Source organism: Fuscibacter oryzae (genome assembly GCF_016765795.1).
In the GTDB taxonomy this organism is placed as follows: Bacteria; Pseudomonadota; Alphaproteobacteria; order Rhodobacterales; family Rhodobacteraceae; genus Fuscibacter; species Fuscibacter oryzae.
Genome location: NZ_JAESVP010000006.1, coordinates 159,317 through 185,266 on the forward strand (window position 1 = coordinate 159,317; position 25,950 = coordinate 185,266).

Below are 25,950 nucleotides of genomic sequence, written 5' to 3' on the forward strand. Positions count from 1 at the left end.
GCCCCCCCGCAAAGGGCAATGGGTGGGTCTGTGGAATTCGTGATAGCTCCGCAAGACGGCATCTTTTCGCCAAGGCGCGGATGTGCTTCCTTGTTCGCGCAAACAGGGGATGGGGAGAGAGCCTGATGCAGTCACGCAAATTGCGCGAAATGCGGCTTGCTCGGCGGCAGGTTCTGGCTGGGCTTGTGGCGGCCCCGGTCTTGCTGTCGGCCCGCGCCGCGCAGGCGGCGACCGATGGCGCGGCTGTGGTCGATAACTGGTACCGGCTGACGCTGGAACTGGTGCGCCATACGCCGATCTATTCGCCCCCGGTGGCCAGCCGGGCCTTGGCCTATATGGGCATCATCTTGCAGGAATGCCTTGCGGGCGGGCCAGAGGGGCTGATTTCACTGGCCGGGCAGGTCAACGGACTGGCCCCTCTGCCTCCCGCCGATGGCCCCGTCGATACGGCGCTGATGCTGCACGCAGCTCTGTCCATCGCCGCGCAAAGCCTGTTTTCCCACACCGGCCCCACCGGGCAGCGCGCCATGGCGGCGATGGAGCGGAACCTGACCGACAAGCTGGCAACCAGCCCCCATGCCAGCGCCAGTATCGCGCGTGGCAAGGCGGTGGCGGCCCATGTTCTGGCCTGGGCCGAAACGGACGGTGGCGCCAAGATTGAAAACATGGGCTTCCCGCAGCAAGCGGTGAAAGATGCCAAGCCTTGGGAATGGGTGCCGACCAGCAAGGTCGCCCAGCAACAGGCCCCCCTGTTGCCGCATTGGGGCGATGTGCGCACCTTTACCATGGCGGGCGCCGCCGATTGCGGTTTGCCCCCCCCGCCCGCCTATAGCGAAGAACCGGGGTCTGCCTTTTATGCCGAAGCGAAAGAGGTTTACGACACCACCCGCGCCTTGACGCCCGACCAGAAAGCCATCGCGCGGTTCTGGTCGGACGATCCGATGCTGTCGCCCACCCCGCCCGGCCACTGGATTTCCATCCTGCGCCAGATCTCTGACCGCGACGCGCTACCGCTGGACCGTCAGGTCGAAGCGCTGGCCCTGTTGGGCATGGCGATGGCGGATGCCTTCATCTGCTGCTGGAAAACCAAGTTCGACTATAACCTGATCCGGCCCGTCACCTATATTGACCGCGTGATCGACAAGACATGGCAACCCATTCTGAACACGCCGCCCTTCCCTGAATACCCTTCGGGGCATTCGACGCAATCGGGGGCGGCAGCGGGCGTTCTGGCCCATCTTTTCGGGGACAATTTCGCCTTTAGTGACGCAACCCACGAAGATGACGGCCTGCCAGCGCGCAACTTTCCCAATTTTGCCGCTGCGGCAGAAGAGGCGGCGATGTCGCGCCTTTATGGTGGTATCCATTTCCGCTCTGCCATCGAGCAGGGGCTGGCGCAGGGGGCCTGTGTTGCGGGCCATGTCACACAGCTGAAAACGAGGGCTGCGTGATGCGGATGTTGCTTGTTCTGGCCTTTGCCGCCAGCCCTGCCTTGGCCCAGACCTTTGCGCCGGAGCCGTCGGCAGGCCTGACCACGCCCTATCAGGGCGATTGGCAATACATGGTCGGCGGCGGTGTCGCGGTGTTCGACTGCGACGGCGATCTCAAGCAGGATGTTTTTGTTGCGGGCGGAGAGGGCAAGGCGGGCCTTTACCGCAACATTTCCGCCATCGGCGGCGATCTGCGGTTTCAACCGGTGGACAGCGGGCTGGAGATGGAGGCCGTCACCGGCGCCTGGCCGCTGGATATCGATGCTGACGGGCTGACCGATCTGGCGGTGATGCGGGTGGGTCAGAACCGGTTGATGAAGGGTCTGGGCGGCTGCAAGTTCCGCGATGCCAGCGCCGACTGGGGCTTTGATGGCGGAGACGGCTGGTCTACCGCGTTTTCGGCCACTTGGGAAAAGGGTGCGACTTGGCCCACGCTGGCGGTAGGCAATTATATTGACCGCACGCAGGATGCCTTTCCTTGGGGCAGTTGCACCGAAAACTGGCTGCACCGGCCTGCCGGGGCCACGGGCTTTGCCCCGGCCCTGCCGCTGAAGCCCAGCTATTGCGCGCTGTCGATCCTGTTCTCCGACTGGTCCGGCACGGGCAAGGTGGATTTGCGGGTGTCGAACGACCGCGAATATTACAAGGGCGGGCAAGAGCAGTTGTGGCATATCGAACCCGGCCAGCCGCCAGCGCTTTATACCGAGGCTGAGGGCTGGAAGCGCCTGCGTATCTGGGGCATGGGCATTGCCAGCCGCGATCTGGATGCCAATGGCACAACCGAGCTGTTTTTGACCTCGATGGCCGATAACAAGCTGCAATCTCTGAATCCGGCGGCACAGAAAGATGGGCCAAAGCCGGTCTATGATGACACCGCCTTTGCGCGGGGCGTGACCTCTCATCGGCCCTATACCGGCGATGACATCCGCCCCTCGACCGCCTGGCATGCCGAGTTTTCGGATGTGAACAACGACGGGCTGGACGATCTGTTCGTGGCCAAGGGCAACGTGGACCGGATGCCCGATTTCGCGCAGAACGACCCCAACAATCTGCTGATGCAGGGCGCTGACGGCAAGTTTGTCGAAATGGGTGACAAGGCGGGCGTGGCCGATATGGGGACGGCGCGGGGGGCGGCGCTGGCCGATTTCAATCTGGACGGTCTGCCCGATCTGGTGGTGGTAGACCGGCGAGAGGCGCCGAAGGTCTGGCGCAATACAACGGCGGGCGCTGGCGGGTTCGTTGCGCTGTGGCTGGCTGACGAAGGGGCCAACCGCGATGCCATCGGTGCCTGGATCGAGCTGCGGGTGGGCGACCATCTGCAACGGCGCGAGGTAACAGTGGGTGGTGGCCATGGCGGCGGGCAGTTGGGCTGGCAGCACTTTGGCTTGGGCAAGGCGGATCAGGCCGAGGTGCGGGTGATCTGGCCGGATGGGGTGGCGGGCGATTGGCAGCCCTTGGCGGGCGGGTTCTACCGGCTGACGCGCGGCGGGGCGGAACGGATCACTCCGTAGGAACTCCCCGTTCCCGTATCCGGCGCAGCTTTTGCCGCTCGGCGTCCACGGCGGCACCAAGAAGAACGGCATAGGCCGTAAGGTACAGCCAGATCATCGTGACCGCCACCGCCCCGATGGAGCCGTATACCCGGTTATAGCTGTTGAAATTCGCGAGGTAGAGCATGAAGCCCCGCGTCACCAGCCCCCACAGGATAACGGCAACCAGCAGGCCCCAGGAAAACAAGGGCGGCGCGCTGGGCCCGTGATTGGGGCCAAGACGAAACGCAAGACCCACGGCCAGAACGGCAAACAGCAAGGCAAGGCCAAGGTTCGTGGTGCTGGTCAGGCCCGCCCAATCCATCCATTCGGGCAAAGAGGTTGCGAGCAGGGGCATGACGACGGCCATGACCATGGCCGCAAGAACCAGACCGATCAGCACGAAGGTCAGAAAGATCGCCCGCAGTTGATGGCGGTGCCCGGCACGGTTAGGGCGCTGATGAATCGCGTTCAACCCCCGGATCAGGGCCGCCGCCCCTGCACGCGCCGACCATAGGGCCAGCATCAGCGACAGGAAGGCGGTCAGCCCGAAATGGGACGAGCCGAGGGATAGAAGCTGATCGACCTGGGCCGAGATCAGGTTGAAGAAATCTACCGGAACCAGCGGACGTATCAGCTCCAACTCTTGCCGGATCACGGCGGGGTTGGAGACGAAGCTCCACATCGAAATCACGGCGGCGGCGGCGGGAAAGATGGCGAGGAAGGCGTAAAAGGCCACCCCGGCGGCGATCAGGTCAATCTCGGCATGGTCGATCCGGCGATAAAAGCGCCAAAAGGCCGCGACCAGATCGGGGTGAAGAAAAGACAGCCGCATAGCGGCAGGATGGGCGAGGATGGGGGCGTCGGCAAGGGGAATTACGCGGTGAAAATCCTGGGATATGTATGCTGGATCAATGCGTTGGATATTCTTGGTAACCAATTGTAAACGGTGGGGTTTCGGAATGCGGTGCTTGTTTTGGCCTAACCCTCGCCTTCCATCTTCAGCCGCAACTCTCGCAGCACCGGCAGCAACGCACGGACCTTTTCAGAGCCGAGCGCTTGCACCACATCGCCGATCATCGGAACAACCGAAGCCACGGCGGCATCGCGGGCGGCGCGGCCTGCCGGGGAAATTGCCACGAATTTTTGCCGGGCATCGTCCCAATCGGGGCGGATGTGAATGTGGCCAGCCCATTCCAGACGGCTGAGGGTATTGGTCATCGCGCCGCGCGTGACGTGAAAGGCGCGGGCAAGCTGGGCCGGGGTGCGTTCGTCGCTGATCCGCGCCAGATGGTTCAGCACGGAAAAATGCGAAAGCTCCATCCCTTTGGGCAGCGCCTTTGATATGCGATTGCGGGCAAGCTGATCGGCCATGAACAGCTCGCCAAAGAGGGCAACGGCAAGGTCATCGACGCGCTCTGTCATGGGCCGTCAAACGCCCGATCATGGTGGATGGAGGGCACACGGGCGCGGGCCCTTTCGACCAGCGACAGGTCAAGATCGACAAAGGTCACGCCAGGCTCGGTTCCGCCATCTGCCAGCACCTCTCCCCACGGGGCGATGACCAGCGAGTGGCCATAGGTGCGGCGCTTGCCCGGGCCATGCGCCTCGGCATGTTGGCCGGTCTGGGCAGGGGCCAGCATGAAGCAGCCGGTTTCAATGGCGCGGGCGCGCAGCAGCACATGCCAATGCGCCGCGCCGGTAGTGTCGTTGAAGGCGGCGGGAATGGTCAGGATCTGCGCACCCGCCTTGGCCAGGCGGCGAAACAGGCGCGGAAAGCGCAGATCGTAGCACACCGCCATGCCGATCTTGGCAAAGGGCGTTTCGGCCAGAACGGCATGGGCGCCGGGGCGATAGGCGGCGCTTTCGCGGTAAACCTCGGTCTCGCTGACGTTCACGTCGAACATATGGATCTTGTCATAACGTGCGGCCAGCGAGCCATCGGGCGCGACAAGGATCGAGCGGTTGGCAAAGCGGCCATCGGCATCATGCGTCTTGACGCCCAGCGACCCGATCAGCAGCCACAGGCCATGCTGCTGCGCCGCTGCCCGCAGGGCCGCAAGGGTGGGGTCGTCTTCCTCATGCCACAGCACGGCGCGCTGATGGTCGCGGTTCGACGACAGGATGTTGGTGCATTCCGGGGTCAGCACGAACTGCGCCCCACCCCGCGCGGCCTGGGCCACAAGATCCAGCGTGGTGGCAAGGTTTGCCACCGGATCGTCGGACACATTTAGCTGAAGCAGGGCGACGCGCATGTCAGGCCAGCATCGGATCAAGTTTGCCCTGATGGTCAAGCAGGTGGATGTCGTCGCTGCCGCCGACAGGCGTGCCGTCGATGAAAATCTGCGGGACCGAGCGGCGGCCCCGCGCGCGTTCGGTCATCGCCACCCGCAGCGCCGGATCGCGCGACACGTCGATTTCGGTAAAAGCGATGCCCTTTTTCGTCAACAGCCGCTTGGCGGCCAGACAATAGGGGCAGGTGGGGGTGGTATAAATCTCGACCGTCTTCATGGAATGCCTTTCGCACAGGCCCGCTTTGCGCGGAACTATAGGGATTTAAGCATCCTTCGCAACGCGTGCCAGCACCAGAACCGAAACCTGTGTTGCACCGCCTGCAAGGCAGGCCTCGGCTGCGGCGGCAAGGGTGGCGCCAGAGGTCATCACATCATCAACCAGCAGGATATGGCGGCCTTTCGCACGCGCGGCGCGGCGCGGGTGCAGGGTCAGGGCGCCTGCCATGTTGGCAAAGCGCATCTGCCGGTCGCGTCCCTCCTGACTCGGCGTGGGGCGGGGGCGGAGGAGGAGGTCGGGGCAATGGTCCAGCCCGGCGGCGCGGGCGATGCGGGCCGACAGCAGGGCCGACTGGTTATAGCGCCGTTTGAACAGGCGCAGGCGGTGCAGCGGAACGGGGGCCACCAGCATTCCGGGTTCCAGGATCGGGGCTGCCGCACGCAGCATCCAGCCGGCAGCAGGGCGCGCAAGGTCAAGCCGGTCGCCATGTTTCAGCGCCAGCACCATCTGTCGGGCCTTGTCCTGATAGATCAGCGCGGCGCGGCCGCGGCCCCAGGGGCGGGCCGTGGTCAGGCAATCGTCGCAATGGGCCGGATGACCCGAATCATCACCCTGCAGGGGGATGCCGCAGCGGTCGCAAACCAGCCCCGAAACGAACGGTGTTTCCCGCCAACAGGCACCGCACAGCCCGAAATCGGTGGTGACCAGCGCATCGCAGGTCAGGCATTGCGGTGGATAGACCAGGTGCAGCGCCGCCCGCCATGCGCCTGCTTGCAATCCCATCGCCGCCTCCTATGGTCCGGCGCATGACACCGCTGACCGATCTTGCCGCCCTGATGCGCCACCGCGCCCGCGCCACCGAATTCTTCCTGCACGAAGAGGTGGTGGCCGAGGTTCAGGAGAGACTCAGTGAGGTTAACAGACCCTTTACCGATGCGGTGGTGGTGACACCTTTTCCCCATCTGTGGGCTGGATGGCGCACAGTGGCCGAGGCCGAGGTGCTGTCGATAGCCGAGGGATCGCAAGATCTGGTGGTGCATGGGCTGTGCCTGCACTGGGCGAATGACCCGGTGGGACAGTTGGTGCAATGCCGTCGGGCGCTGCGGCCTGACGGGCTGATGCTTGCGTTTCTGTTCGGCGGCCAGACCCTGCACGAATTGCGCGCCTGTCTGGCCGAGGCCGAGGCCGAGGTGACGGGCGGTCTGTCGCCCCGCGTGCTGCCGATGGGTGAGATACGCGATCTGGGGGGGCTTTTGGGCAGGGCAGGCTTTGCACTGCCTGTCGCGGACAGCTTTACCAAGACGGTGCGCTATGCCGATGCCTTTCGCCTGATGGCGGATTTGCGTGCCATGGGCGAGGGCAATGCGCTGGCGGGCCGCTTGCGCCATGTGACGCGGCGAGGGGTACTGGTGCGGGCGGCCGAGATCTATCAGCAGCGATTCGCGGGCGAGGACGGCCGCATTCCCGCGACGTTCGAGATTATCGCGCTGACCGGCTGGGCCCCGGATGAGGGCCAGCAGAAACCCTTGCGCCCCGGTTCGGCAGCGGCCCGTCTTGCCGAGGCGCTGAATGCGGCGGAACCACCCCTGCCGCGCGAGGGTGGTTGACCGTCGCCACCCGCGCGCTATCTGGGATCGGCGAGCAGAGGAGCAAGCGGATGACCGATGTGACCCCAGGAACCGGACGGCTGGCCCATGCCACGCCCGCCCACCCCAAGGTAAAGGCGGCAAAGGTCGGCGTTCTGCTGGCCAACCTGGGCACGCCCGACAGTTATGACTATTGGCCGATGCGGAGGTATCTGAGCGAGTTCCTGTCGGACAAGCGGGTGATCGATATTCCGAACTGGAAATGGCAGCCGCTGTTGCAACTGATCATCCTGACCAAGCGGCCCTTCACCAGCGGCGCGAATTACAAGCTGATCTGGAATCACGACAAGGGTGAAAGCCCGCTGATGACCATTACCAAGGACCAGACGGCGGCGATCGCAGCGCGGATGGCCGAAGCGCATGGCGATGGCGTGATGGTTGATTTCTGCATGCGCTATGGCAACCCGTCAACCGCATCGAAGGTGCGGGCCATGGTCGAGGCGGGGTGCGAGAAGATTTTGTTCTTCCCGCTCTACCCCCAGTATGCAGGTGCCACCTCTGCCACGGCGAATGATGCGTTCTTTGCCGCGCTTGCCCGCGAAAAACGCCAGCCTGCCGCCCGCACGGTGCCGGAATATTTTGACAGCCCGCTGTATATCGAAGCATTGGCGCAATCGGTTGAGCGCGCTTATGCGGGCCTGGCCCACCGCCCAGACCATTTGATTGCCAGCTATCACGGGATGCCACAACGCTATCTGATGGAGGGCGACCCCTATCACTGCCAGTGCCAAAAGACCTCTCGTCTGCTGCGCGAGCGGCTGGGCTGGGACAAGGGCGAGATTCTGACGACCTTTCAATCGGTCTTTGGCCGCGAGGAATGGCTGCGCCCCTATACGGTGCAGCATGTGGCTGAACTCGCAAAACAGGGAAAGAAGCGAATCGCAGTGATGGCCCCGGCTTTCTCGGCCGATTGCATCGAGACGCTGGAAGAGATCAACGGCGAGATCCGCGAAAGCTTCCTGCACGCAGGTGGAGAGGAGTTTACCTACATCCCCTGCCTGAATGATCAGCCTGCGCATATAGACGCACTATGCGCGGTAATTGCGCAGAACCTTCAGGGCTGGATGTAAAAAAGGGGGCCAAAGGCCCCCTTTCTCAATCTATCGGATCACTGCCGTTGGAGGCAATTGCTGCGGCCACCACGATCAGCAACAGCAGCGGAATCAGGATGCCGCCTGAGGACGAGGTGGTCTTTGCGGCCACGACTTCGGGTTCCATCACGGGCTCAACCACACCGCCCGCAAATGCGGTGGTGGAGGCCAGTGACAGCGCGGTGGCAAGAGCGATCTTTTTCATCACGAACTTCCCTTTGAATCAGCCGCCGGTGGGAACGGAGTCGTTGCCGCCCGACGAGGCGATAGCCGCAGCCACCACGATCAGCAACAGTAGCGGAATCAGGATGCCGCCTGAGGAGGAGGAGGTCTTTGCGGCCACGACCTCGGGTTCCATCACGGGCTCAACCACGCCGCCTGCGAATGCGGACGTGGCGGCCAGCGACAGGGCGGTTGCGAGTGCGATCTTTTTCATAACGCCTTCCCTTTTATCAGGTGGGGGTATCGCTGCCGCCCGACGAGGCGATGGCAGCGGCGACGACGATCAGAAGCAGCAGCGGAATCAGGATGCCGCCCGAGGAGGAGGAGGTCTTTGCAGCCACGACTTCGGGTTCCATCGCGGGTTCAACCACGCCACCGGCGAAGGCGGAGGTTGCAGCCAGCGACAGGGCGGTTGCGAGTGCGATCTTTTTCATCAAAGCTTTCCCTTGTTAACCGCGAACGTCGCTGCCGCCCGACGAGGCGATAGCGGCGGCGACGACGATGAGCAGCAGGAGCGGAATCAGGATGCCGCCCGAGGACGAGGTGGTCTTTGCGGCCACGACTTCGGGTTCCATCGTGGGTTCAACCACGCCACCGGCGAAGGCGGAGGTTGCAGCCAGCGACAGGGCGGTTGCGAGTGCGATCTTTTTCATGTGCATGCTCTCTGAATTACTGAGGAATCGAATCGTTGCCGCCCGACGAGGCGATGGCAGCGGCCACAACGATCAGCAGCAGCAGCGGAATCAAGATACCGCCCGAGGACGAGGTGGTCTCGGCCTTAACGACTTCTTCTTCAACGACCGGCTCGACCACGCCACCAGCGAAAGCCGTGGTGGCAGCCAGCGACAGAGCGGCAGCGAGTGCAATTTTTTTCATAGGAGCCTCCAGAAATTACGACCGGGTGCAGATCCCGATGCGGCCGGAACAGCCGGCTTGCCCGGGCAGAATTGCAGACCACGGGCGTCAAATCAAATGTTGTAAAACAATAATCAAGAAAACGGGGGGGTAATGAGGCAAGATCACAACAGATATTGCCAAAAAAGAACGGCAGCCCCGAAGGACTGCCGTCTTTTACCAGCCGAAGCTGGAAGAATCAGTTCGAAGCCACAGCGGCGGCAACAACCACCAGCAGCAGCAGCGGAACCAGGATGCCGCCCGAGGACGACGAGGTCTCGGCCTTGACAACTTCCGGTTCAGCAACAGGTTCAGCAACGCCACCAGCGAAAGCGGTGGTAGCAGCCAGCGACAGAGCAGCGGCGAGCGCGATTTTTTTCATGTCAGTCTCCAGATTTCTGCGGATCGACATATTAGCCAAGCCGCACGCAATGTTATCCACGTATAGGCTGTCTAGAAGCAGTTGCGGGGGGAATGCAATCGGCCCCGCATGTGCATGCCGCAGCATCGGCGCGCTGCGTCAAATTAGCAACACTTGTGTGCCAACCGTAGCCAGAGTGAAAAGTTCCTCAATGTGCTCATTGTAAAGCCCGACGCAACCGTTGGACGATCGCCGCCCGATCTTGCGGGTGTCATGCGTGCCGTGAATGCGGTAGGCGGGCCAGCCGAGATACAGCGCGCGCGTGCCAAGAGGGTTGTCGGGCGCGCCGCCGGGCACCATGTCGGGCCATTCGGGATTGCGTTCTTTCATCGAGGCGGTGGGTCGCCATGGCGGGTTCACCACCTTCTGGATCACCTCGGTATGGCCGCGGCGGGTCAAATCCTCACTTAGCGGCACGGACGAAGGGTAAAGGCGGTAGGTCACGCCATCCTCGCCCCAGAAATGCACCGCGCGCGAGGTCAGGTCTGCCAGAATCGCGCCGTTCTTCAGCGTCTGGAAGTGTTCCTGCCAGGTGGGCATCCGAAAGGACGAGATGTTGTTGGTCGGTCCGGTGGCGGCGGGCAGGAATTCTGTGGAATTCTCTTGCGCGCGTGCGGTTCCGGTCGCTGCCGCGGCCAGAAAACCGCCCGCCGCGGAAAGGATAAGACGGCGGTTCATGCCCCGCCCGTTCTGATTGTTCATCTGCTGCCTCCGTTTGCTCCGGCCCAACATAGGTGTCGGATGCCGGATTTCCAGAGACACAAGCCCGTGAAATCAGAGGAAAAGAACCTGGGTTCCCACTTTGGCAAAGCCGTAAAGCTCCAGGATATGCTCATTATACAGACCCACGCAGCCGTTGGACGACCGCCGCCCGATCTTTCGGGTGTCATGCGTGCCATGAATGCGGTAGGCGGGCCAGCCAAGATAGAGCGCCCGCACGCCAAGCGGGTTGTCGGCCGCGCCGCCATCAACACGGGTGGGCCAATCGGGGTGGCGAGTCAGCTCGTCCTTCGTGGGAATCCAGACCGGATTTTCCACCTTCTTGATCACTTCGGTCCGGCCACGCTTGGTCAGCTCTTCGTTCAGCGGCACCGACGACGGGTACAACCGATAGACCGACTGGTCTTCCGACCAGTAATGCACCGCGCGCGATTCCAGATCGGCCAGAATCGCCCCGTTGCGAGTGTTCTCAAAGTAATCCTGCCATTCGCGGGTCACGAAAGCCGAGATATTGTTGGTCGGACCGGTGGCTGGCGCGACGAATTCGGTAGAGTTTGCCATCGACGGATCGATGACTTGGGCCAGTGCCGGTGCGGCCAGTGCACTTGCGCCCAACAGGGTGGCAGAGCCGGTGACGAACCGGCGGCGGGTGATGCGGTTGCAGCCTTGGACGGACATCCGCGCTACTCCATTCTATGGTTTGCCTGCGATTTTTGTCGCCGTTTACTCCTTTCTGTTGCGCAGGACAACTCACACCGGCGTTGATCGGCCATGTCACGCATTGTTGGGTTTGAACCTTCCTTGGTGTTTCGCTATTGGACGGAAAACCCGATTTCCCGGCGGATGAGGAAAATGGACAGACGCATGTTTCTGGCACTTGGCGGCGTTGCGACGCTGTCGGCCTGTGTAACCTCGCAGCCCCCGGCGCTGGGCGCCGATGGCAAGCCCCTGCCGCGCGTGGTGACGATCACGCCAGACGAGGCGCAAAAGATTCCCTACCGCGTGCTTGATTCGGTTAACACGCTGCGGCAGGCCAAGGGCGCGGCCCCGCTGTCGTTTAATGCCGCGCTGAACGCGGCCTGCCTGACCCATTCGCGCGATATGTCGGTGCAAAACCGGCCGTGGCACTTTGGCTCTGATGGCTCGTCGCCCTTGGTACGGGTGCAGCGCGTTGGCTATACCGGCGAGTTGCTGGGAGAGCTGATTTCGGAAACCTATCAGACCGACCTTGAAACCCTGTCGGCCTGGATGGGCCAACCCGATACCCGCAGCGTGGTTCTTGATCCGCGCGCAACCTATCTGGGCTTTGGCTGGTATCAAGAGCCGGGCGGCAAGGTGTGGTGGACGTTGCTGACCGGACGGTAAGACAAAGGGCCCCGCGGGGCCCTTTTTGCTGGATCAGGGATAGATAAAAATCGGTGTGCCAGGTGTGACCATGGCATAGACCCGCTCGATCTCTTCGTCCGAAATGGCGATGCAGCCAGCGGTCCAGTCTTGCGGAATATTGCCGTGGCGGCGCGATTTCGGCAGCTCGCCATGAATGAAGATGTCGCCGCCAGGCCTTTTTTGCTGCGCTTCGGCATAGGCGACCTGTTGGGGGTTCGGATAGCTGATGCCCAAGGACAGATGATAGCGCGAGTTCGGGTTGCGGTGGCTGATGTAATAGCCGCCCTCGGGCGTTTTCTGGTCACCTTCGAACTGTTTCGGCCCCACCGGGTTGCCGCCCAATCCGATGTCATAGGATTTCAGCACCTTGTCGTTGTGCAGCAGGTACATCTTGCGATTGGCCTTTTGCACCTGAACCGAGGTGACCTTGGGGCCATGATAGGATTTGAACTTGCTGTCACCACAGGCTGCCACGGCCAGAGGCAAAAGAAGCATAAGAATAATTTTCAGATACCGCATGACGCCACTGCCCGTTCCCGCATTTTTCTGTGCGGTTAGCGGAAGTGGCGCGGCATTTCCAGCCCCGGCTTTGGCCCGCCACTCACGCTTTCGTCAAAGACAGGCGGGCGGCCAGTTCAACATGCGAAGACCAGCGGAACTGATCGACGACCTGCACCCAGTCGAGAGTGTATCCGGCGGCGGTCAAAATGCGGGCATCGCGGGCAAAGGTGGCGGGGTTGCACGACACCATGGCAATCACCGGCACCTTTGCGGTGGCAAGCGCGCGAACCTGCGCCTCGGCCCCGGCGCGGGGCGGGTCGATCACCACGGCGTCGATGCCTTTCATCTCGTCCGGCTCCATCGGGCGGCGGAACAGGTCTCGGGTGCTGACGGTGACCTTTTTCAGCCCGTCGGCCTGACGCGCGCCCTTATCCAGCGCGGCGGTCATGGCGACGTCGCCTTCAATCGCATGTACTTCGGCCCGTTCGGCAAGCGGCAGGGCAAAGGTGCCACAGCCGGCGAACAGATCGGCGATGCGGCGCGCCGGGCCAATGGCATCGGTGACGGCAGCCAGCAGGGCGGCCTCGCCCTCTGCCGTGGCCTGCAAGAATGCGCCGGGAGGCGGCGTCACAAGGGCGCGCCCCATGCGTTGGCGGGGCATTTCACGCAGCGCGACGGTTTCGCCATTCCAGGTCAGCCGGGCGATGCCATGCGTCTCGGCAAGCCGGGCAAGATCAAGTTGCAGGGCCGAATCCAGCTCTTTGCCGCCCGAAACAGAGACATCGGGGCCAGACAGGCTGCGGGTGATCGTCAGTTGGATCTCGGCCGAGCGGCTGCCGCCAAAGCGGACAAGCGTTTCCAGCGCAGGAAAGGCGGCGATCAGGTCAGGGTGCAAAAGCTGGCAGTTCGGCACTGGGATAAGCAGGTCAGAGGCGCGGGCATGAAACCCCATCAGCACGCCGCCCTTGGTCTTGCGCCCCGACAGGGTGGCGCGGCGGCGCGACCGCGGGGGTGAGGTAACGGTGGGCCGGAACGGGGCCGACAACCCCTGAGCGGCCAGCGCGCCTTTGACGATACCCTCTTTCCAATCGGCCACGAAGGCATCGGAGGCGTGTTGCAGCAGGCAGCCACCACAGGTTTTTGCGTGACTGCACGGCGCTTTGACCCGCAAGGAGGAGGGTGTGACGATCTTGGCATCAAGCAGGCGGTCGCCCTGAACGTCGCCCTCGACCACCTCACCGGGCAAAAGGCCACTGGCGTAAATCGTGCCCACTTCGGTCTGGGCGATGCCGTCGCCGTGGTGGCCAAGCCGGTCGATGGTAATTTTCACGCCAGTTCCTTTTCGTCGGTGCCGATGAAGCCGCCGGATTGCCGGTTCCAGTAGCGCGCGTAAAGCCCGTTTCTGGCCAGCAGTTCGCTGTGGCTGCCTTCTTCGACGATGCGGCCCTGGTCAAGCACGATGATACGGTCCATCTCGGCGATGGTGGACAGGCGGTGCGCGATGGCCACCACGGTCTTGCCCTGCATCACACGGGCCAGCGCCTCTTGGATCGAAGCCTCAACCTCGCTGTCCAGCGCGCTGGTCGCCTCATCCAGCACCAGAATCGGCGCGTCTTTCAGGAAGGCGCGGGCCAGCGCGATGCGCTGGCGCTGGCCGCCCGAGAGTTTCACCCCACGCTCGCCAAGATAGGCGTCGTATCCCGTGCGGCCCTGATGATCTTGCAAGGACAGAATGAAATCATGCGCCTCTGCCGCGCGGGCGGCGGCGATCATCTGATCCTCGGTCGCATCAGGGTTGCCATAGAGGATGTTGTCACGCGCGGTGCGGTTGAACATCGCGGTTTCCTGCGTGACCATGCCGATCTGGCGGCGCAAAGATTCCTGCGTGACGCTGCGCACGTCGTGCCCGTCAATCAGAATGCGGCCCTGTTCGGCATCATAGAGCCGCAAAAGCAGCGAAACCAGAGTGGACTTCCCGGCGCCAGAGGCTCCGACGACGCCAATCTTTTCACCCGGAAAGATGGCAAGGTTGATGCCGTCCACCCCGCCGCGCCCCGCCCCGCTGCGCCGGCCATAGGCGAAGGTCACGCCGTCAAACTGCACTGCGCCTTTCGACCGGGGCAGGTCTATCGCATCGGGGGCGTCGGTCAGGGTATAGGGTGGGGTCAGGGTGGAAATGCCATCCTCAACCTCGCCGATATTGCCAAAGATGCTCATCAGGCTGAAAGAAACCCAGCCGGTCATCTGCGCCAGCCGGAAGGAAATCGCCCCAGCCGCCGCAATATCGCCTGCCGTGGCATTGTCGTTCATCCACAAGGCTGCCGTGCCGCCGACCAGCAGAACCGGCAGCACCCCCGCCAGCGCCATCAGCGCAAGGCGGAACCAACTGCTGATGATGCCATATTCGGTGGCCTTGGCGCGAAAGCTGCCCATCGCCTCCAGCGCCGCGCGATCCTCATGCTCGGCATGGGCGAACAATTTGACGGTTTTCATATTGGTGACGGTATCGACGATCTGTCCGGTCACATTGGCCCGCGCTGCCGCCCGACCCGCCGAGGCGCCCCGGATACGCTTCAGGAAACCCCGGATGAACAGGCCATAGGCCGTAACCCACAGCACCAACAGGCCGGAAACCCAGCCATTTATGGCCATCAGCAGCGCCACAGAGCCGACAACCGAGGCCAGCGCGAAGGCCACGGTTTCGATGGTGCCTGACACGATGTCTGTTGCCGCCCGTGCCGTCTGCATCTGCTTTTGCGCGATGCGCCCGGCGAAATCGTTGTCAAAGAAGGTAACGGCCTGACCCATTGTCCAACGGTGAACCCGGCTCAGGATCAGCGGGAACAGGTTCGGTTCGATCCGCACCGAGGCGGCGGCGGTGTTCAGGCCAAAAATCAGCGGGCGCAGCACCAGATAAAAGCCAAGGAAGATCGCCGCCAGATGCCAATGGTCGGTCAGTGCCGTAACCGGGTTGGCGGTGGTGGCGGCATCGACGACATGGCCAAGGATGGTGGCCGACACCGCCTCAAGGCTGCCAGCCGCCGCCGACCAGAAGGTGGCCCACAGGATGCCGGGCCATGCCCCTTTGACGGCCCAACCCAGAAACCGCCCCAGGCTGCGCGGTGGGGGTGATTCCGCCTCGGCGAAAGGGGGGATGGCGGGGCCGAAGATCAGGCTGTTCATGCGTCGTCCATTCCGATGAAACCGCCCGACTGGCGGGCCCAGAACCGGGCATAGAGGCCGTTCTGTGCCAATAGATCGGTATGGCTGCCAATCTCGGCAAGGCGACCATCCTCGAGCACCACAATCCGGTCCATCTGCGCGATGGTCGAAAGGCGGTGGGCGATGGCGATCACGGTCTTGCCCTGCATCACGCCGAACAGGGCCTGTTGAATCGTAGCCTCGGCCTCGGAATCAAGCGCACTGGTCGCTTCATCCAAGATCAGGATCGGCGCATCTTTCAGGATCACGCGGGCCAAAGCCACGCGCTGGCGTTGCCCGCCCGACAGTTTCACACCGCGTTCGCCAACGTGGGCATCATAGCCCCGGCGACCGGCGGGATCTTCCAGCCCAAGGATAAAGTCATGCGCATCGGCACGGCGGGCGGCGTCGATCATCTGGGCTTCGGTCGCCTCGGGGCGACCATAAAGGATGTTCTCGCGGACCGAACGGTGCAGCAGGCTGGAATCCTGCGCCACCATGCCGATCTGGGCGCGCAAAGAGCCTTGGCTGACGGTGGCGATGTCTTGCCCGTCAATCAGGATGCGGCCCGATTCCGTATCGTAGAACCGCAGGATCAGCTTGACCAAGGTGGATTTTCCCGCCCCAGACCGCCCGACAAGACCAATCTTTTCGCCGGGCCGGATGGTCAGGCTGATCTGCTGCAAGCCGCCAAAACCGCGCCCGTAATGGTGGCTGACGCCGTCCAGCGCGATCTGGCCCTTGGTATAGGCAAGCGGCTTGGCGGCGGGCGCATCGACCAGTTGGATAGGCTGGGTGATCGTCTCCATCCCCTCCTGCACGGTGCCAAGGTTCTGCACCAGGTTGGTGGTGGCCCACATGATCCAATAGGTCATGTTGTTCAGCCGCAAGACCAGCGTGGCGGCAGCGGCAACCGCGCCCACGGTGGCGGCACCCTGATACCACAACATCATGGCCCAGCCGATCACACCCACGATCAAAAGGCCATTCAGGGACGTAAGTACCAGATCCATCACCGTGACGATGCGCATTTCCTTTTGCAGCGTCAGACGGGCGGTCTCGATAGCCTCGCGGCCATAAGCCAGTTCGCGGTCGTCATGCGAGAACAGTTTGACCGAGTGGATGTTGGCATAGGCATCAACCACCCGGCCCGTCACGGCGGAGCGCGCATCAGATGAGGCGGTCGCGGCTGGCCCGGCATGGCGGACGGTCCAGCGCATCAAGGCGATGTAGCCAAGAAACCACAGAACCAGTGGCACCAGCAGGCGCGGATCGGCGCCGAACAGCATGATGGCCGCCCCGACCAGCGTGGTTGAGGCGAAGGCCACGGCGTCAAAGGTTTGAAACACCGCTTCACCCGCCGCCGGGGGGGCTTGCATGATGCGGTTGGCGATACGGCCGGCAAAATCGCTTTCAAACCAGCCGACGGGTTGGCGCAGCACATGCGAATGCGCCCGCCAGCGCATCATCGTGCCGAAATTGGTCAGGATGGTGTTGTGCAGCAGCGCCACGCCGGTACCGCCGATCAGCGGGCGGATCACCAGAATGACGAAGGCGACCGTCAGGATTTCGCGACCATGATCGGCCCAGACCTGCGCAGGCGCCCCTTGGGCCAGAAAATCGACCATGCGGCCAACATACCAGATCAGCGCAATGTCCAGCGCGCCATTGGCAATGGCAACAAGGGCCGTAAAGGCAAAGACCTTGCGGAAGGGGTGGATGTAATCGCGCAGGAACGGCCACAGCTTGCGCGGCGGTGTGTCGGTCTGGGCCCAGGATTGATAGGGATCAACAAGGTTTTCGAAAAAGCGGAACATGAAGGCTCCTGTCAGAGCAAAACGCAAAAATGGAGAGGGCGGATGGGACCGCCATACGGGATCGGTCCGCTCAGGGCTGAGGTCGGAAAGTCCCGTGATCCATGCTGCGCTCCTTCTTGTGCAGGGAAATGGCTAGTCGAAACTGTAACATTTGTCACCCCCCGTCGGGCAGGATGGCCAACAGCGTGGCCCGGTCGGGGTGCAGATCGGCGCGCAGCCAGTTGGATTTCAGCGTCTTCAGCCGTTGCCCAAGCGCGGGGCCTGCAAGGGGTGCAAGGTCGGCGGCGCGGATAGGAAAAGCGGTTTGCACGCCGCGCAACACATCGGCCTGCCAGTCTGGTGGCAGGGGCCATTCCAGCACGGCGGCGCGGGCCAAAACCGTGTCGGCGGCAATGTCGGGGCCGTAAAGATAGCCCAGCGCGGCGGGAGTGGTCGTGCTGCCAATTTCGTCACGAATGTGCCGAACAGTGCCTGTTTCAGCGCGCGACAGGCGCAGGTGATCATGATCACCGCCCAGCACCGCCAGCCGCCTTTGCCAGCGCGGGGCAAGACCGCTTTCCAGATGGACCAGCGGGGCCAGCGCGCGCGCATCGGCACCGGGAAGGATGTGGTGCAGAATGCCTGCCTGCGCCATTGCGGCCACGCTGGGCGCAGGGTCTGGCGCCGAAAGCAGCTTTTTTACCTCGGCTCCGATGCGTTCTGCCGAAAGATTGTCCAACCCTTCGGCCAGCTCGGCACAGGCGGCAAGACCATCGGAGTCGATTCCTTGCATTGGGTCGCCGTAATGGGCGTGAAAGCGGAAAAAGCGCAGGATGCGCAGGTAATCTTCGCGGATACGCTGATCCGGGTCGCCGACAAATCGGATGCGGCGGGCCAGCAGGTCGGGCAGGTTACCAAGCGGGTCGATCACTGTGCCATCAGCCGTGGCGTAAAGTGCGTTCATCGTGAAATCGCGCCGGGCTGCATCTTCGGCCACGTCACCCGAAAAGGCCACCACAGCGCGGCGGCCATCGGTTTCAACATCGCGGCGAAATGTGGTCACCTCATGCGGGGTCCCGCCTGCAATTACGGTGACGGTGCCATGGTCGATGCCGGTTGGAATCACCTTGAAGCCGGCACTAATGGCCAGCTTAGAGACTGTTTCGGGCAAAGCGTCTGTCGCAAGATCGGTATCGCCCACCGGCACGCCCAACAGGGCATTGCGCACACAGCCGCCAACGAAAAGCGCCTTATATCCGGCGTCGGACAGTGCGGCGCACAAACCCTGGCTCGCCGGATTGTCCAGCCAGTCGCCTGAAACCTTCATGGCTGCACCCGGTCTGCCAGCCCCCGCAGGATGCGGGCGGTTGCCCCCCAGATGTAATAGGGGCCGAAGGGCACGGTGTAATAGCGCCGCCATTCCCCGCGCCAGCGCCGACGCTCTATCACGAAGCGGTCGGGGTTGAGGATATGCGTCAGGGGCACGGTGAAGACTTCTTCCACCTCGCCCGCCTCTGGCACGGGGGTGAAGGCATCTCTGACAAGGCCCAGAACCGGGGTGACGGTAAAGCCGGTCACGGTTTCATGCACGGGCAGGCGGCCCCAGATTTCAACCGACTGTGGGGGCAGGCCAATCTCTTCCTCGGCTTCGCGCAGGGCCGCCGCTTCGGGGCTGGCGTCACTGTCATCAACCTTGCCGCCGGGAAAGGCGATCTGGCCGGGGTGGTGTTTCAGATGCGAGGCCCGCTTGGTCAGGATCAGCCGGTTGCCGCTGATGGCCACCAGCACGGCCGCCGGTCGCAAGATGCGGCCCGGCGGCAGCGGGATGTCAGGGTTCAGGTCAAAATCGGAAGAGGCACCTCCGGGGCGCAACACGGCGTCACGGAGGCGGTCTGCCAGGGTCATTTTATGGCTTCGAACCCCAGGGTCTTGGGGTCCATTTCATAATGCGCGCTGCAGAACTGGCAATCGGCGGTCACCACGCCTTCGGGCGTGGTCATCTTTCTGATGTCTTTCTGCGAATAGATCGACATGGCCTGCCGCACCTTTCCTTCGGAGCAAGAGCAGCCGAAGCGCACCGTCTGAGCATCGAACACCCGCGGTTGCTCTTCGTGGAACAGACGCACCAAAAGGTCCGTCGGCGTCACGGTCGGGCCGATCAGCTCCATCTCCTCAACCGTTTCCAAGAGGACGTTGGCGCGGGTCCAGTTCTCCGCCTCTTCACCAGCGAGAATGTCGGTATGGTCCAACAGACCACCCTCACCCGAGCCGCCCTCGGCCGCAACGCTGCCACCTGCGGGGGGCATGTGCTGCAACATCACACCACCGGCCCGCCAATGGCTGTTGCCGCCCGGCACCTGGCTTTTGCCAAAGGTCAGCGCAAAGCGCGTCGGCAATTGCTCGGACTGGGCGAAGTATGTCTGCGCGCAATCGGCCAACGATGTGCCAGCGATGGGGGTAAAGCCCTGATAGGGCACCATGCCTTCGCCTTGGTCGATCATGACGGCCATATACCCCTCGCCGATCTGGCTGAAGGGTGGGGCGTCAAGGTCAAGACGGTCGGCATCATAGCTGGCATAGGCGCGGATGCGGGCGGGTTCGCCATCATCAGACGGGCCGTAATAATCGGTTGCGATCAGGCGGGCCGGGCCTTTGCCGCGAATTTGCAGCGAAAGTTTCCAGCGCAGCTTGACCGACTGGCCGATCAGGGCCGTCAGCAACGCGGCCTCGGCCACCAGTGCCTCGATCACGGGGGGATAGTTGTGTTGCTTCAGCACCTGCTCCAGCACGCCATCCAGCCGCGCCACGCGGCCGCGAATGTCGGAGCGGTCAAGCTGAAAGGGCAGGACTGTATCGTCCCAGGCGATCTGTTCGGCGTTCATGGGGGCTTTCCTGAGGCTGCCTGTCTTGGCATACCGCGCCTATATAGGCAGGGCAACCGAAGGTCCAAGGGGCGATGACAATCCGGCGATACGGCGAAGCGGTGAAACCGGGCCAGCGGTACAAGCGGCGGCCGGGGGTTTATGCCATTCTGATGCAGGGTGACAGCATCCTGACCACGCATCAGGCCAGCCCTATCCCTGAGTTCCAACTGCCAGGCGGCGGCATCGACCCCGGCGAACACCCCATTGCCGCCCTGCACCGCGAGGTGATGGAGGAAACCGGCTGGCACATCACTGGCCTACGCCGTGTGGGGGCGTTCCGGCGGTTCTGCTATATGCCCGAATATGACCTATGGGCCGAAAAGCTGTGTACGGTCTATCTGGCCCGGCCCGTGCTGCGCATTGGTCCGCCGACCGAGCCTGACCATACAGCGGTCTGGTTGGAGGCGCGGGCGGCCTTGCACGAGTTGGGCAATGCCGGTGATCGGGCGATGCTGCGCCTGGTGCTGAACGGTCAGTTCCCGCGATAGTCAAAGATCAGGGCTGAAACGTCATCGGGAAAATCCGAGGTTCCGGCATGGTTTGACAGGGCCCAGATCATCGCCTCCAACAGTTGCGTTGAGGCAAGGGCAGAATGTGCGGCAAGAACCTCGACCAGACCTTCAGTTCCCAGTTCCTTTTCTGCCGCGTCGGGGCATTCGGTGAAGCCGTCGGATACCAGAATCAGCCGGTCACCGGGGGCAAGACGGAAGGTGATGCGCTGATAGCTGGCACCTTCGATCAACCCGATGGGCAGACCGCCATCGCCCACCATTTCAACCGTGCCGTCCTTGCGCATGACCAAAGGGTGAGGGTGGCCCGCCTGCACCATCATGCACTGGCCGGTGGCCATGTCGATTTCGGCATAGGCTAGGGTGAAATACTGCTCGACCTGCAAATCCTCGATCATCATGCGGTTCAGGCGGTAGGCGACCATTTCGGGCGGCCAGGCATCGCGAAAGCCGTCCTGCCCGCTGGTCAGGGCAATGTTCATATCGGGCGAGGCGCCCGACAGCATGCCCGCCAGCCGCGCCGTCATCATGGCCGAGGCGACGCCATGCCCAGAGACATCGACGGAGTAAACGGCAATGCGACGTTGGCTTATGGCGAAACTGCCCACAAGATCGCCGCCGACATGGCCTGAGGGCCGCAGGATCAGACTGACAGAGCCGCCAGAAAACTCTCGGTGGCGGTCGCGCATCAGGGTCTGTTGCAGCTTTCGCGCCTCAATCAGGTCACGGTCCAGCGAATCATAGACCTTTTGCAACTGATCCAGCGCGACGCCCAGCAGGCGGTTCTTGCCGACCAGTTCGCGCTGCATGCCCAAAATGCGCTCTCCCGCGCGCAGCCTTGCGCGCAGTTCATCGGCGCTGACCGGTTTGGTCAGAAAATCATCTGCCCCCGCCTCCAGCCCGTTGGCGATTTCGGTCTTGTCGGATTTGGAGGTGAGGAGGATGAAGTAGCCATAACCCTCTTCGGGCAAGGCCCTGAAGGCGCGGCAGAATTCAAGGCCGGTCATGCCGGGCATCATCCAGTCGGACAGGATCAGGTGAAAGGTCTGGTTGCGGCACAGATCCAGCGCCTCTTCGGCAGAGGCAGCTTCTGCCACCTGATAGCCCCAGCGTGACAATTGCACCGACAGCATCCGCCGTTGCGCGCGGCTGTCATCGACAACCAGCACAAGAGGCAGGCCGGCGCCATCGGTCTGCTCTGGCATGGATTGTGGAACGGCACGCAACATCAACCGGGAACTCCTTCGTATCGGTCCGTTGTGCCTTGTGGGCCTTAAGGGAAGGTGAACCCTAAAACTTGCTTGATCTGAGGGGGATGGCCTTACCGGCTGTTAACCGCAGCCGGTCAAGGTGGCGCTGGGGATGAATGGGCGGGGGCCGCAATGATTGACTGGAACCGGGTGCAAGCGCTGCGCGACGAGGTGGGTGCGGATGACTTTGCCGAGGTCGTCGATCTCTTCCTGGAGGAAGCCGATGAGGCGCTTGGTGGCCTGACCGCAAGGCTGGCCCCTGCGGCGTTGCAGGCTGCGCTACATTTTCTGAAAGGCAGCGCGCTGAACCTTGGCTTTGCCGAGTTTGCCCGTCTGTGCCAGATCGGCGAAAAGACCCCTGACAAGGCCGATCTGGCAGCCATTCAAGCCACCTATACCGTGTCGAAAGCAGCTTTTGCCAAGGGGCTGGCACGGCTGCCCTTGTCGCGCACCGGCTGACCACACTTGCGCGCGCCGCGCGCCACGCTATGTTCACCGTCACCTCGGGGTGCCCTGCGAAGGGCTGAGATGCGCAAGCGAACCCGTTGAACCTGAACCGGATCATACCGGCGGAGGGAAGGTGCATGGAATCCTCCATCCCGACCATTCCGTCGCAACTGGAGGATATGATGAAACTTTTCCCTCTCGCTGCGGCTTTGACCTGTCTTGCCTCGATGGCACAGGCCGAAACGCCCGTTCTTACCGTGATGACCTATGACAGCTTCGCATCCGAATGGGGGCCGGGACCGGCCATCAAGAAGGGATTCGAGGCGACCTGTGGCTGCGAAGTGCGCTTTGTGACCGCAGGCGATGGTGCAGCACTTTTGTCGCGCGTGAAAATGGAAGGGGCGGCAAGTGATGGCGATGTGGTCGTTGGGCTTGATACCAACCTGACCGCCGCTGCCACGGCCTCTGGCCTGTTTGCCCCGCATGGCTTGCCAGCGGCAAAATCGCTGCCGGTGACCTATGATGACCCGCTGTTCGTGCCGTTCGACTGGGGCTGGTTTGCCTTTGTCTATGACAAGACCAAGCTGGCCACGCCGCCGAAAAGCCTGCAAGAGCTGGCCGATTCGCAGGTCAAGGTGATCATCGAAGACCCGCGCTCTTCCACCCCCGGTCTGGGGTTGGTGATGTGGGTCAAACAGGCCTACGGTGACAAGGCGGCAGACCTTTGGAAGGGGCTGGCCGACAATATCGTGACCGTGACGCCCGGTTGGTCCGAAGCCTATGGCATGTTCCTTGAGGGCGAGGCGGATATGGTGCTGTCTTACACCACCTCGCCCGCCTATCACTTGATCGCTGAGAAGGATGATACCAAGGCGGCGGCCCCCTTTGCTGAAGGGCATTATTTGCAGGTCGAGGTGGCGGGCAAGCTGGCCGCGACCGATCAGCCTGCGCTGGCCGATCAGTTCCTGGCCTATCTGGTCAGCGATGCGGGCCAGGCGGTCATCCCCGAAACCAACTGGATGTATCCGGCCAATACGCCTGCGGTGGGTCTGCCTGCTGGGTTTGAGACACTGATTTCGCCGGAAAAATCGCTGATGTTCTCGTCGGATGAGGCGGGTGGCTTGCGCGATGCGGCGGTGGCCGAATGGCAAGCGGCGCTCGCCCGCTGATCGCCGGGGCGGTTGCCCTGCTGATCGTCGCGCTGAGCTTGGGCAGCGCGACGGTTACGGCCCTGTCGGCTACAAGCTGGCAGATGACGGCGGCCGATTGGGCCGCGGTGCGGTTCACCGTGGTTCAATCCGGCCTGTCTGCCATCGCCTCAACCCTGCTGGCGGTGCCATTGGCCCGCGCGATGGTGCGGCGGCGGTTCTGGGGGCGGGGGCTGTTCCTGCGGTTGCTGGCGGCGCCCTTTCTGCTGCCGACCATTGTGGCGGTTCTGGCCCTGCTGGCCATTTTTGGGCGATCTGGGCCGGTGAATGCGGGTTTGCAGGTGCTGGGCCTGCCCGCGCTTTCCATCTTTGGCCTGCATGGCGTGGTGCTGGCGCATGTGTTTTTGAACCTGCCGCTGGCCTGCCGGATGCTGGTGCATGGCTGGCAGGCTATCCCGGCCGAACGGTTCCGGCTGGCGGAGTCGCTGGGCATGGGGCCGGGGCCGCAGTTCCGGCATCTGGAATGGCCGATGATCCGGGCGGTGGCGCCGGGGGCGGCGGTGCTGGTGTTTCTGCTGTGCCTGACCTCTTTCGCGGTGGCGCTGACGCTTGGCGGCGGTCCGGCGGCCAGCACGGTGGAACTGGCGATCTATCAGGCGCTGCGGTTTGATTTTGACCCCGGCCGCGCGGGGTTGCTGGCGGCGGTGCAGTTCACGCTTTGCGCCGGTGTAACACTGGTCGCGATGCGGCTGACGCGGGATGAGGGGTTTGGCGCGGGCTTGGGCAGGGCGCATCCGGTGCCTGCGCCGGGGGGCTGGCGGTTGGCGGTGGATGCATTGGTGCTGGGGCTGGGCGCGCTGTTCCTGCTGTCGCCTCTGGCCGCACTGTTGTGGCGGGGTGTGCCGGGGCTGGCCGGTCTGCCCTCCGGCGTATGGGTGGCGGCGGGGCGGTCGCTGGTTGTGGCGGTGGTTTCGGCGGTGCTGGCCAGTGCGGCAGGGCTGGCGCTGGTGCAAGCGCGGGTGACGGGCGCGCGCTGGGCGGAACTGGCTGGAATGCTGCCGCTGGCCGCTTCTGGCCTTGTGATCGGGACCGGGTTGTTTCTGGTGCTGCGCCCGTTCGGCGCGGTTGAGCGGTTGGCTTTGCCGGTGACCGTGCTGGTCAATGCCACGCTGTCGCTGCCGTTTCTGGTGCGCCTGCTGCTGCCAGAGGCGCGGCAGGTCGAGGCGGATTACGGGCGGCTGGCGGGGTCGCTGGGGTTGGTCGGCATGGCGCGGCTGCGGCTGTTGGTTTTGCCCCGGTTGGCGCGGCCTTTGGGGTTCGGCACGGGCCTGTCGGCGGCGCTGTCGATGGGTGATCTGGGGGTGATTGCGCTGTTTGCGGGCGAGCGGTCGGTGACGCTGCCGCTGATGGTGCAGCGGCTGGCCGGCGCTTATCGGATGGAGGCGGCGGGGGCGGCGGCGCTGGTGTTGGTGGCCTTGAGCTTTGCATTGTTCTGGGGGTTTGACCGGATGGGGGCACGCCATGCTGACGCTTGAGCGGTTGGAGATTGTGCAGGATGATTTCCGGCTGACCGCTGACTGGACGCTGCCCATGGGCGCACGGGCGGCGGTGATCGGGCCGTCGGGGGCGGGGAAATCGACGCTGCTGATGGCGGTGGCGGGGTTTCTGGCACCCACGTCCGGGCGCATTCTGTGGCAGGGGCAGGATATTACGGCGATTCCGCCGGGGAAGCGCCCGTTGAGCATTCTGTTTCAGGACCAGAACCTGTTTCCGCACCTGACCATCGCGCAGAACGTGGGCCTTGGTCTGCGGCCCGATCTGCGGTTGGCGTCGGATGACTGGCGGCAGGTTGAGGGCGCGTTGGAGCGCGTGGGACTGGGCGGAATGGGTGGGCGCAAACCGGCGCAGCTTTCTGGCGGGCAACAGGGGCGGGCGGCGCTGGCGCGGGTGTTGCTGCGGGCGCGGCCCTTGTTATTGCTGGATGAACCGTTTGCGGCTCTTGGTCCGGCCTTGAAGGCCGAGATGCTGGGGCTGCTGGCCGAACTGGCCGCAGCGACTGGGGCGACGGTGCTGATGGTGACGCATGACCCCGGAGATGCGCGGCGCTTTGCCGACCTGACGGTGCTGGTGGCCGATGGGGTCGCAAGTCCGCCAGTGGAAACGGCGGCACTGTTTGCCGACCCGCCGCCCGCGCTGCGGGATTATCTGGGGCGCGAGGCCTGAAACGAAAAGGCCCCCGGCGATGCGGGGGCCTTTTGTTTTTG

The 25,950-nt window shown here is 63.4% G+C and carries 31 protein-coding genes and 1 riboswitch; of the genes, 10 read left to right on the forward strand and 21 right to left on the reverse strand.

Features of this window, described 5'->3' with window-relative positions; all coding sequences use genetic code 11:
• The first annotated feature begins 125 nt into the window (after window positions 1–125).
• Together JI744_RS13370 and JI744_RS13375 are read left to right on the forward strand one after the other, a co-directional pair.
• The gene (locus tag JI744_RS13370) at window positions 126–1,451 is read left to right on the forward strand and encodes a vanadium-dependent haloperoxidase (protein WP_202661633.1); all 1,326 of its coding nucleotides are present in this window, start codon (window positions 126–128) and stop codon (window positions 1,449–1,451) included.
• Complete coding sequence (locus tag JI744_RS13375) at window positions 1,451–3,001, forward strand: CRTAC1 family protein (protein WP_202661634.1); 1,551 nt, start codon at window positions 1,451–1,453, stop codon at window positions 2,999–3,001. The genes JI744_RS13370 and JI744_RS13375 overlap by 1 nt, the downstream gene beginning before the upstream one ends.
• Here the strand turns inward: JI744_RS13375 and JI744_RS13380 are convergent.
• The 5 genes from JI744_RS13380 to JI744_RS13400 form a co-directional block, all read right to left on the reverse strand.
• Window positions 2,991–3,854 carry a YihY/virulence factor BrkB family protein gene (locus JI744_RS13380; RefSeq protein WP_202661635.1) on the reverse strand — a complete coding sequence of 288 codons (864 nt, stop codon included), beginning with the start codon at window positions 3,852–3,854 and terminating at the stop codon, window positions 2,991–2,993. The genes JI744_RS13375 and JI744_RS13380 overlap by 11 nt on opposite strands.
• Window positions 3,855–4,000: 146 nt before the next feature.
• The gene (locus JI744_RS13385) at window positions 4,001–4,444 is read right to left on the reverse strand and encodes a MarR family winged helix-turn-helix transcriptional regulator (protein ID WP_202661636.1); all 444 of its coding nucleotides are present in this window, start codon (window positions 4,442–4,444) and stop codon (window positions 4,001–4,003) included.
• Complete coding sequence (locus tag JI744_RS13390) at window positions 4,441–5,274, reverse strand: carbon-nitrogen hydrolase family protein (protein WP_202661637.1); 834 nt, start codon at window positions 5,272–5,274, stop codon at window positions 4,441–4,443. The genes JI744_RS13385 and JI744_RS13390 overlap by 4 nt, the downstream gene beginning before the upstream one ends.
• A 1-nt stretch (window position 5,275) precedes the next feature.
• Entirely contained in the window at window positions 5,276–5,530 is a 255-nt protein-coding gene (gene grxC / locus JI744_RS13395; protein ID WP_202661638.1) for a glutaredoxin 3, read from the reverse strand.
• Window positions 5,531–5,575: 45 nt separating this feature from the next.
• On the reverse strand, window positions 5,576–6,313 hold the full coding sequence (locus tag JI744_RS13400; protein ID WP_202661639.1) for a double zinc ribbon domain-containing protein: 738 nt from the start codon (window positions 6,311–6,313) through the stop codon (window positions 5,576–5,578).
• Between the two features lie 23 nt (window positions 6,314–6,336).
• Here JI744_RS13400 and JI744_RS13405 point away from each other — a divergent pair, with 23 nt between their 5' ends.
• Window positions 6,337–7,137, forward strand: a complete 801-nt coding sequence (locus JI744_RS13405; RefSeq protein ID WP_202661640.1) for a methyltransferase domain-containing protein — start codon at window positions 6,337–6,339, stop codon at window positions 7,135–7,137.
• Window positions 7,138–7,187: 50 nt separating this feature from the next.
• On the forward strand, window positions 7,188–8,246 hold the full coding sequence (hemH, locus tag JI744_RS13410; protein WP_202661641.1) for a ferrochelatase: 1,059 nt from the start codon (window positions 7,188–7,190) through the stop codon (window positions 8,244–8,246).
• Between the two features lie 25 nt (window positions 8,247–8,271).
• On the opposite strand, the gene JI744_RS13415 is transcribed toward hemH, so the two are convergent.
• From JI744_RS13415 to JI744_RS13450, 8 genes are all read right to left on the reverse strand, one after another.
• The gene (locus tag JI744_RS13415) at window positions 8,272–8,472 is read right to left on the reverse strand and encodes a hypothetical protein (RefSeq protein WP_202661642.1); all 201 of its coding nucleotides are present in this window, start codon (window positions 8,470–8,472) and stop codon (window positions 8,272–8,274) included.
• Window positions 8,473–8,490: 18 nt separating this feature from the next.
• Window positions 8,491–8,703: a hypothetical protein gene (locus JI744_RS13420; RefSeq protein ID WP_202661643.1), complete on the reverse strand. Its 213-nt coding sequence runs from the start codon at window positions 8,701–8,703 to the stop codon at window positions 8,491–8,493.
• Window positions 8,704–8,719: 16 nt separating this feature from the next.
• On the reverse strand, window positions 8,720–8,923 hold the full coding sequence (locus tag JI744_RS13425) for a hypothetical protein (RefSeq protein WP_202661644.1): 204 nt from the start codon (window positions 8,921–8,923) through the stop codon (window positions 8,720–8,722).
• Window positions 8,924–8,938: 15 nt separating this feature from the next.
• Window positions 8,939–9,142, reverse strand: coding sequence for a hypothetical protein (locus JI744_RS13430; RefSeq protein ID WP_202661645.1), 204 nt, complete (start codon window positions 9,140–9,142; stop codon window positions 8,939–8,941).
• A gap of 16 nt (window positions 9,143–9,158) precedes the next feature.
• Window positions 9,159–9,365, reverse strand: coding sequence for a hypothetical protein (locus JI744_RS13435; protein WP_202661646.1), 207 nt, complete (start codon window positions 9,363–9,365; stop codon window positions 9,159–9,161).
• A 217-nt stretch (window positions 9,366–9,582) separates the two neighbouring features.
• A complete protein-coding gene (locus JI744_RS13440) occupies window positions 9,583–9,765 on the reverse strand; it encodes a hypothetical protein (protein ID WP_202661647.1) in 183 nt (60 codons plus the stop codon).
• Between the two features lie 138 nt (window positions 9,766–9,903).
• Window positions 9,904–10,506 carry a L,D-transpeptidase gene (locus JI744_RS13445; RefSeq protein ID WP_202661648.1) on the reverse strand — a complete coding sequence of 201 codons (603 nt, stop codon included), beginning with the start codon at window positions 10,504–10,506 and terminating at the stop codon, window positions 9,904–9,906.
• A gap of 72 nt (window positions 10,507–10,578) precedes the next feature.
• Window positions 10,579–11,202, reverse strand: coding sequence for a L,D-transpeptidase (locus JI744_RS13450; RefSeq protein WP_202661649.1), 624 nt, complete (start codon window positions 11,200–11,202; stop codon window positions 10,579–10,581).
• A gap of 174 nt (window positions 11,203–11,376) precedes the next feature.
• Here JI744_RS13450 and dalA point away from each other — a divergent pair, with 174 nt between their 5' ends.
• On the forward strand, window positions 11,377–11,889 hold the full coding sequence (gene dalA / locus JI744_RS13455; RefSeq protein WP_202661650.1) for a divisome-associated lipoprotein DalA: 513 nt from the start codon (window positions 11,377–11,379) through the stop codon (window positions 11,887–11,889).
• A gap of 33 nt (window positions 11,890–11,922) precedes the next feature.
• On the opposite strand, the gene JI744_RS13460 is transcribed toward dalA, so the two are convergent.
• The 7 genes from JI744_RS13460 to hslO form a co-directional block, all read right to left on the reverse strand.
• Window positions 11,923–12,429, reverse strand: coding sequence for a L,D-transpeptidase family protein (locus JI744_RS13460; RefSeq protein WP_202661651.1), 507 nt, complete (start codon window positions 12,427–12,429; stop codon window positions 11,923–11,925).
• 82 nt (window positions 12,430–12,511) lie between these two features.
• Window positions 12,512–13,741 (reverse strand): class I SAM-dependent RNA methyltransferase, encoded by a 1,230-nt coding sequence (locus tag JI744_RS13465; protein ID WP_202661652.1) that lies wholly within the window; start codon window positions 13,739–13,741, stop codon window positions 12,512–12,514.
• Entirely contained in the window at window positions 13,738–15,594 is a 1,857-nt protein-coding gene (locus tag JI744_RS13470; RefSeq protein WP_202661653.1) for an ABC transporter ATP-binding protein, read from the reverse strand. Before JI744_RS13470 ends, JI744_RS13465 begins: the two co-directional genes overlap by 4 nt.
• Window positions 15,591–17,429 (reverse strand): ABC transporter ATP-binding protein, encoded by a 1,839-nt coding sequence (locus JI744_RS13475; RefSeq protein WP_202661654.1) that lies wholly within the window; start codon window positions 17,427–17,429, stop codon window positions 15,591–15,593. The genes JI744_RS13470 and JI744_RS13475 overlap by 4 nt, the downstream gene beginning before the upstream one ends.
• 154 nt (window positions 17,430–17,583) lie before the next feature.
• Window positions 17,584–18,735 (reverse strand): CCA tRNA nucleotidyltransferase, encoded by a 1,152-nt coding sequence (locus tag JI744_RS13480; RefSeq protein ID WP_202661655.1) that lies wholly within the window; start codon window positions 18,733–18,735, stop codon window positions 17,584–17,586.
• Window positions 18,732–19,307: a CoA pyrophosphatase gene (locus JI744_RS13485; RefSeq protein ID WP_407927596.1), complete on the reverse strand. Its 576-nt coding sequence runs from the start codon at window positions 19,305–19,307 to the stop codon at window positions 18,732–18,734. Before JI744_RS13485 ends, JI744_RS13480 begins: the two co-directional genes overlap by 4 nt.
• A 2-nt stretch (window positions 19,308–19,309) precedes the next feature.
• A complete protein-coding gene (gene hslO / locus JI744_RS13490) occupies window positions 19,310–20,290 on the reverse strand; it encodes an Hsp33 family molecular chaperone HslO (RefSeq protein WP_202661657.1) in 981 nt (326 codons plus the stop codon).
• Between the two features lie 74 nt (window positions 20,291–20,364).
• Between hslO and JI744_RS13495 the strand changes: the two genes are divergently transcribed.
• The gene (locus JI744_RS13495; protein ID WP_202661658.1) at window positions 20,365–20,820 is read left to right on the forward strand and encodes an NUDIX hydrolase; all 456 of its coding nucleotides are present in this window, start codon (window positions 20,365–20,367) and stop codon (window positions 20,818–20,820) included.
• Here JI744_RS13495 and JI744_RS13500 read toward each other — a convergent pair.
• Entirely contained in the window at window positions 20,805–22,070 is a 1,266-nt protein-coding gene (locus JI744_RS13500; protein ID WP_236019443.1) for a PP2C family protein-serine/threonine phosphatase, read from the reverse strand. The genes JI744_RS13495 and JI744_RS13500 overlap by 16 nt on opposite strands.
• Window positions 22,071–22,223: 153 nt before the next feature.
• Here JI744_RS13500 and JI744_RS13505 point away from each other — a divergent pair, with 153 nt between their 5' ends.
• The 4 genes from JI744_RS13505 (at window position 22,224) to JI744_RS13520 (ending at window position 25,909) form a co-directional block, all read left to right on the forward strand.
• Window positions 22,224–22,550, forward strand: a complete 327-nt coding sequence (locus JI744_RS13505; RefSeq protein WP_202661659.1) for an Hpt domain-containing protein — start codon at window positions 22,224–22,226, stop codon at window positions 22,548–22,550.
• Window positions 22,551–22,585: 35 nt separating this feature from the next.
• Window positions 22,586–22,686: riboswitch (TPP riboswitch) on the forward strand.
• A 34-nt stretch (window positions 22,687–22,720) separates the two neighbouring features.
• A complete protein-coding gene (gene thiB, locus JI744_RS13510) occupies window positions 22,721–23,707 on the forward strand; it encodes a thiamine ABC transporter substrate binding subunit (protein ID WP_202661742.1) in 987 nt (328 codons plus the stop codon).
• The gene (locus tag JI744_RS13515; protein ID WP_202661660.1) at window positions 23,683–25,221 is read left to right on the forward strand and encodes an ABC transporter permease subunit; all 1,539 of its coding nucleotides are present in this window, start codon (window positions 23,683–23,685) and stop codon (window positions 25,219–25,221) included. The genes thiB and JI744_RS13515 overlap by 25 nt, the downstream gene beginning before the upstream one ends.
• Window positions 25,208–25,909, forward strand: a complete 702-nt coding sequence (locus tag JI744_RS13520) for a thiamine ABC transporter ATP-binding protein (RefSeq protein WP_202661661.1) — start codon at window positions 25,208–25,210, stop codon at window positions 25,907–25,909. The genes JI744_RS13515 and JI744_RS13520 overlap by 14 nt, the downstream gene beginning before the upstream one ends.
• Window positions 25,910–25,950 lie beyond the last annotated feature (41 nt).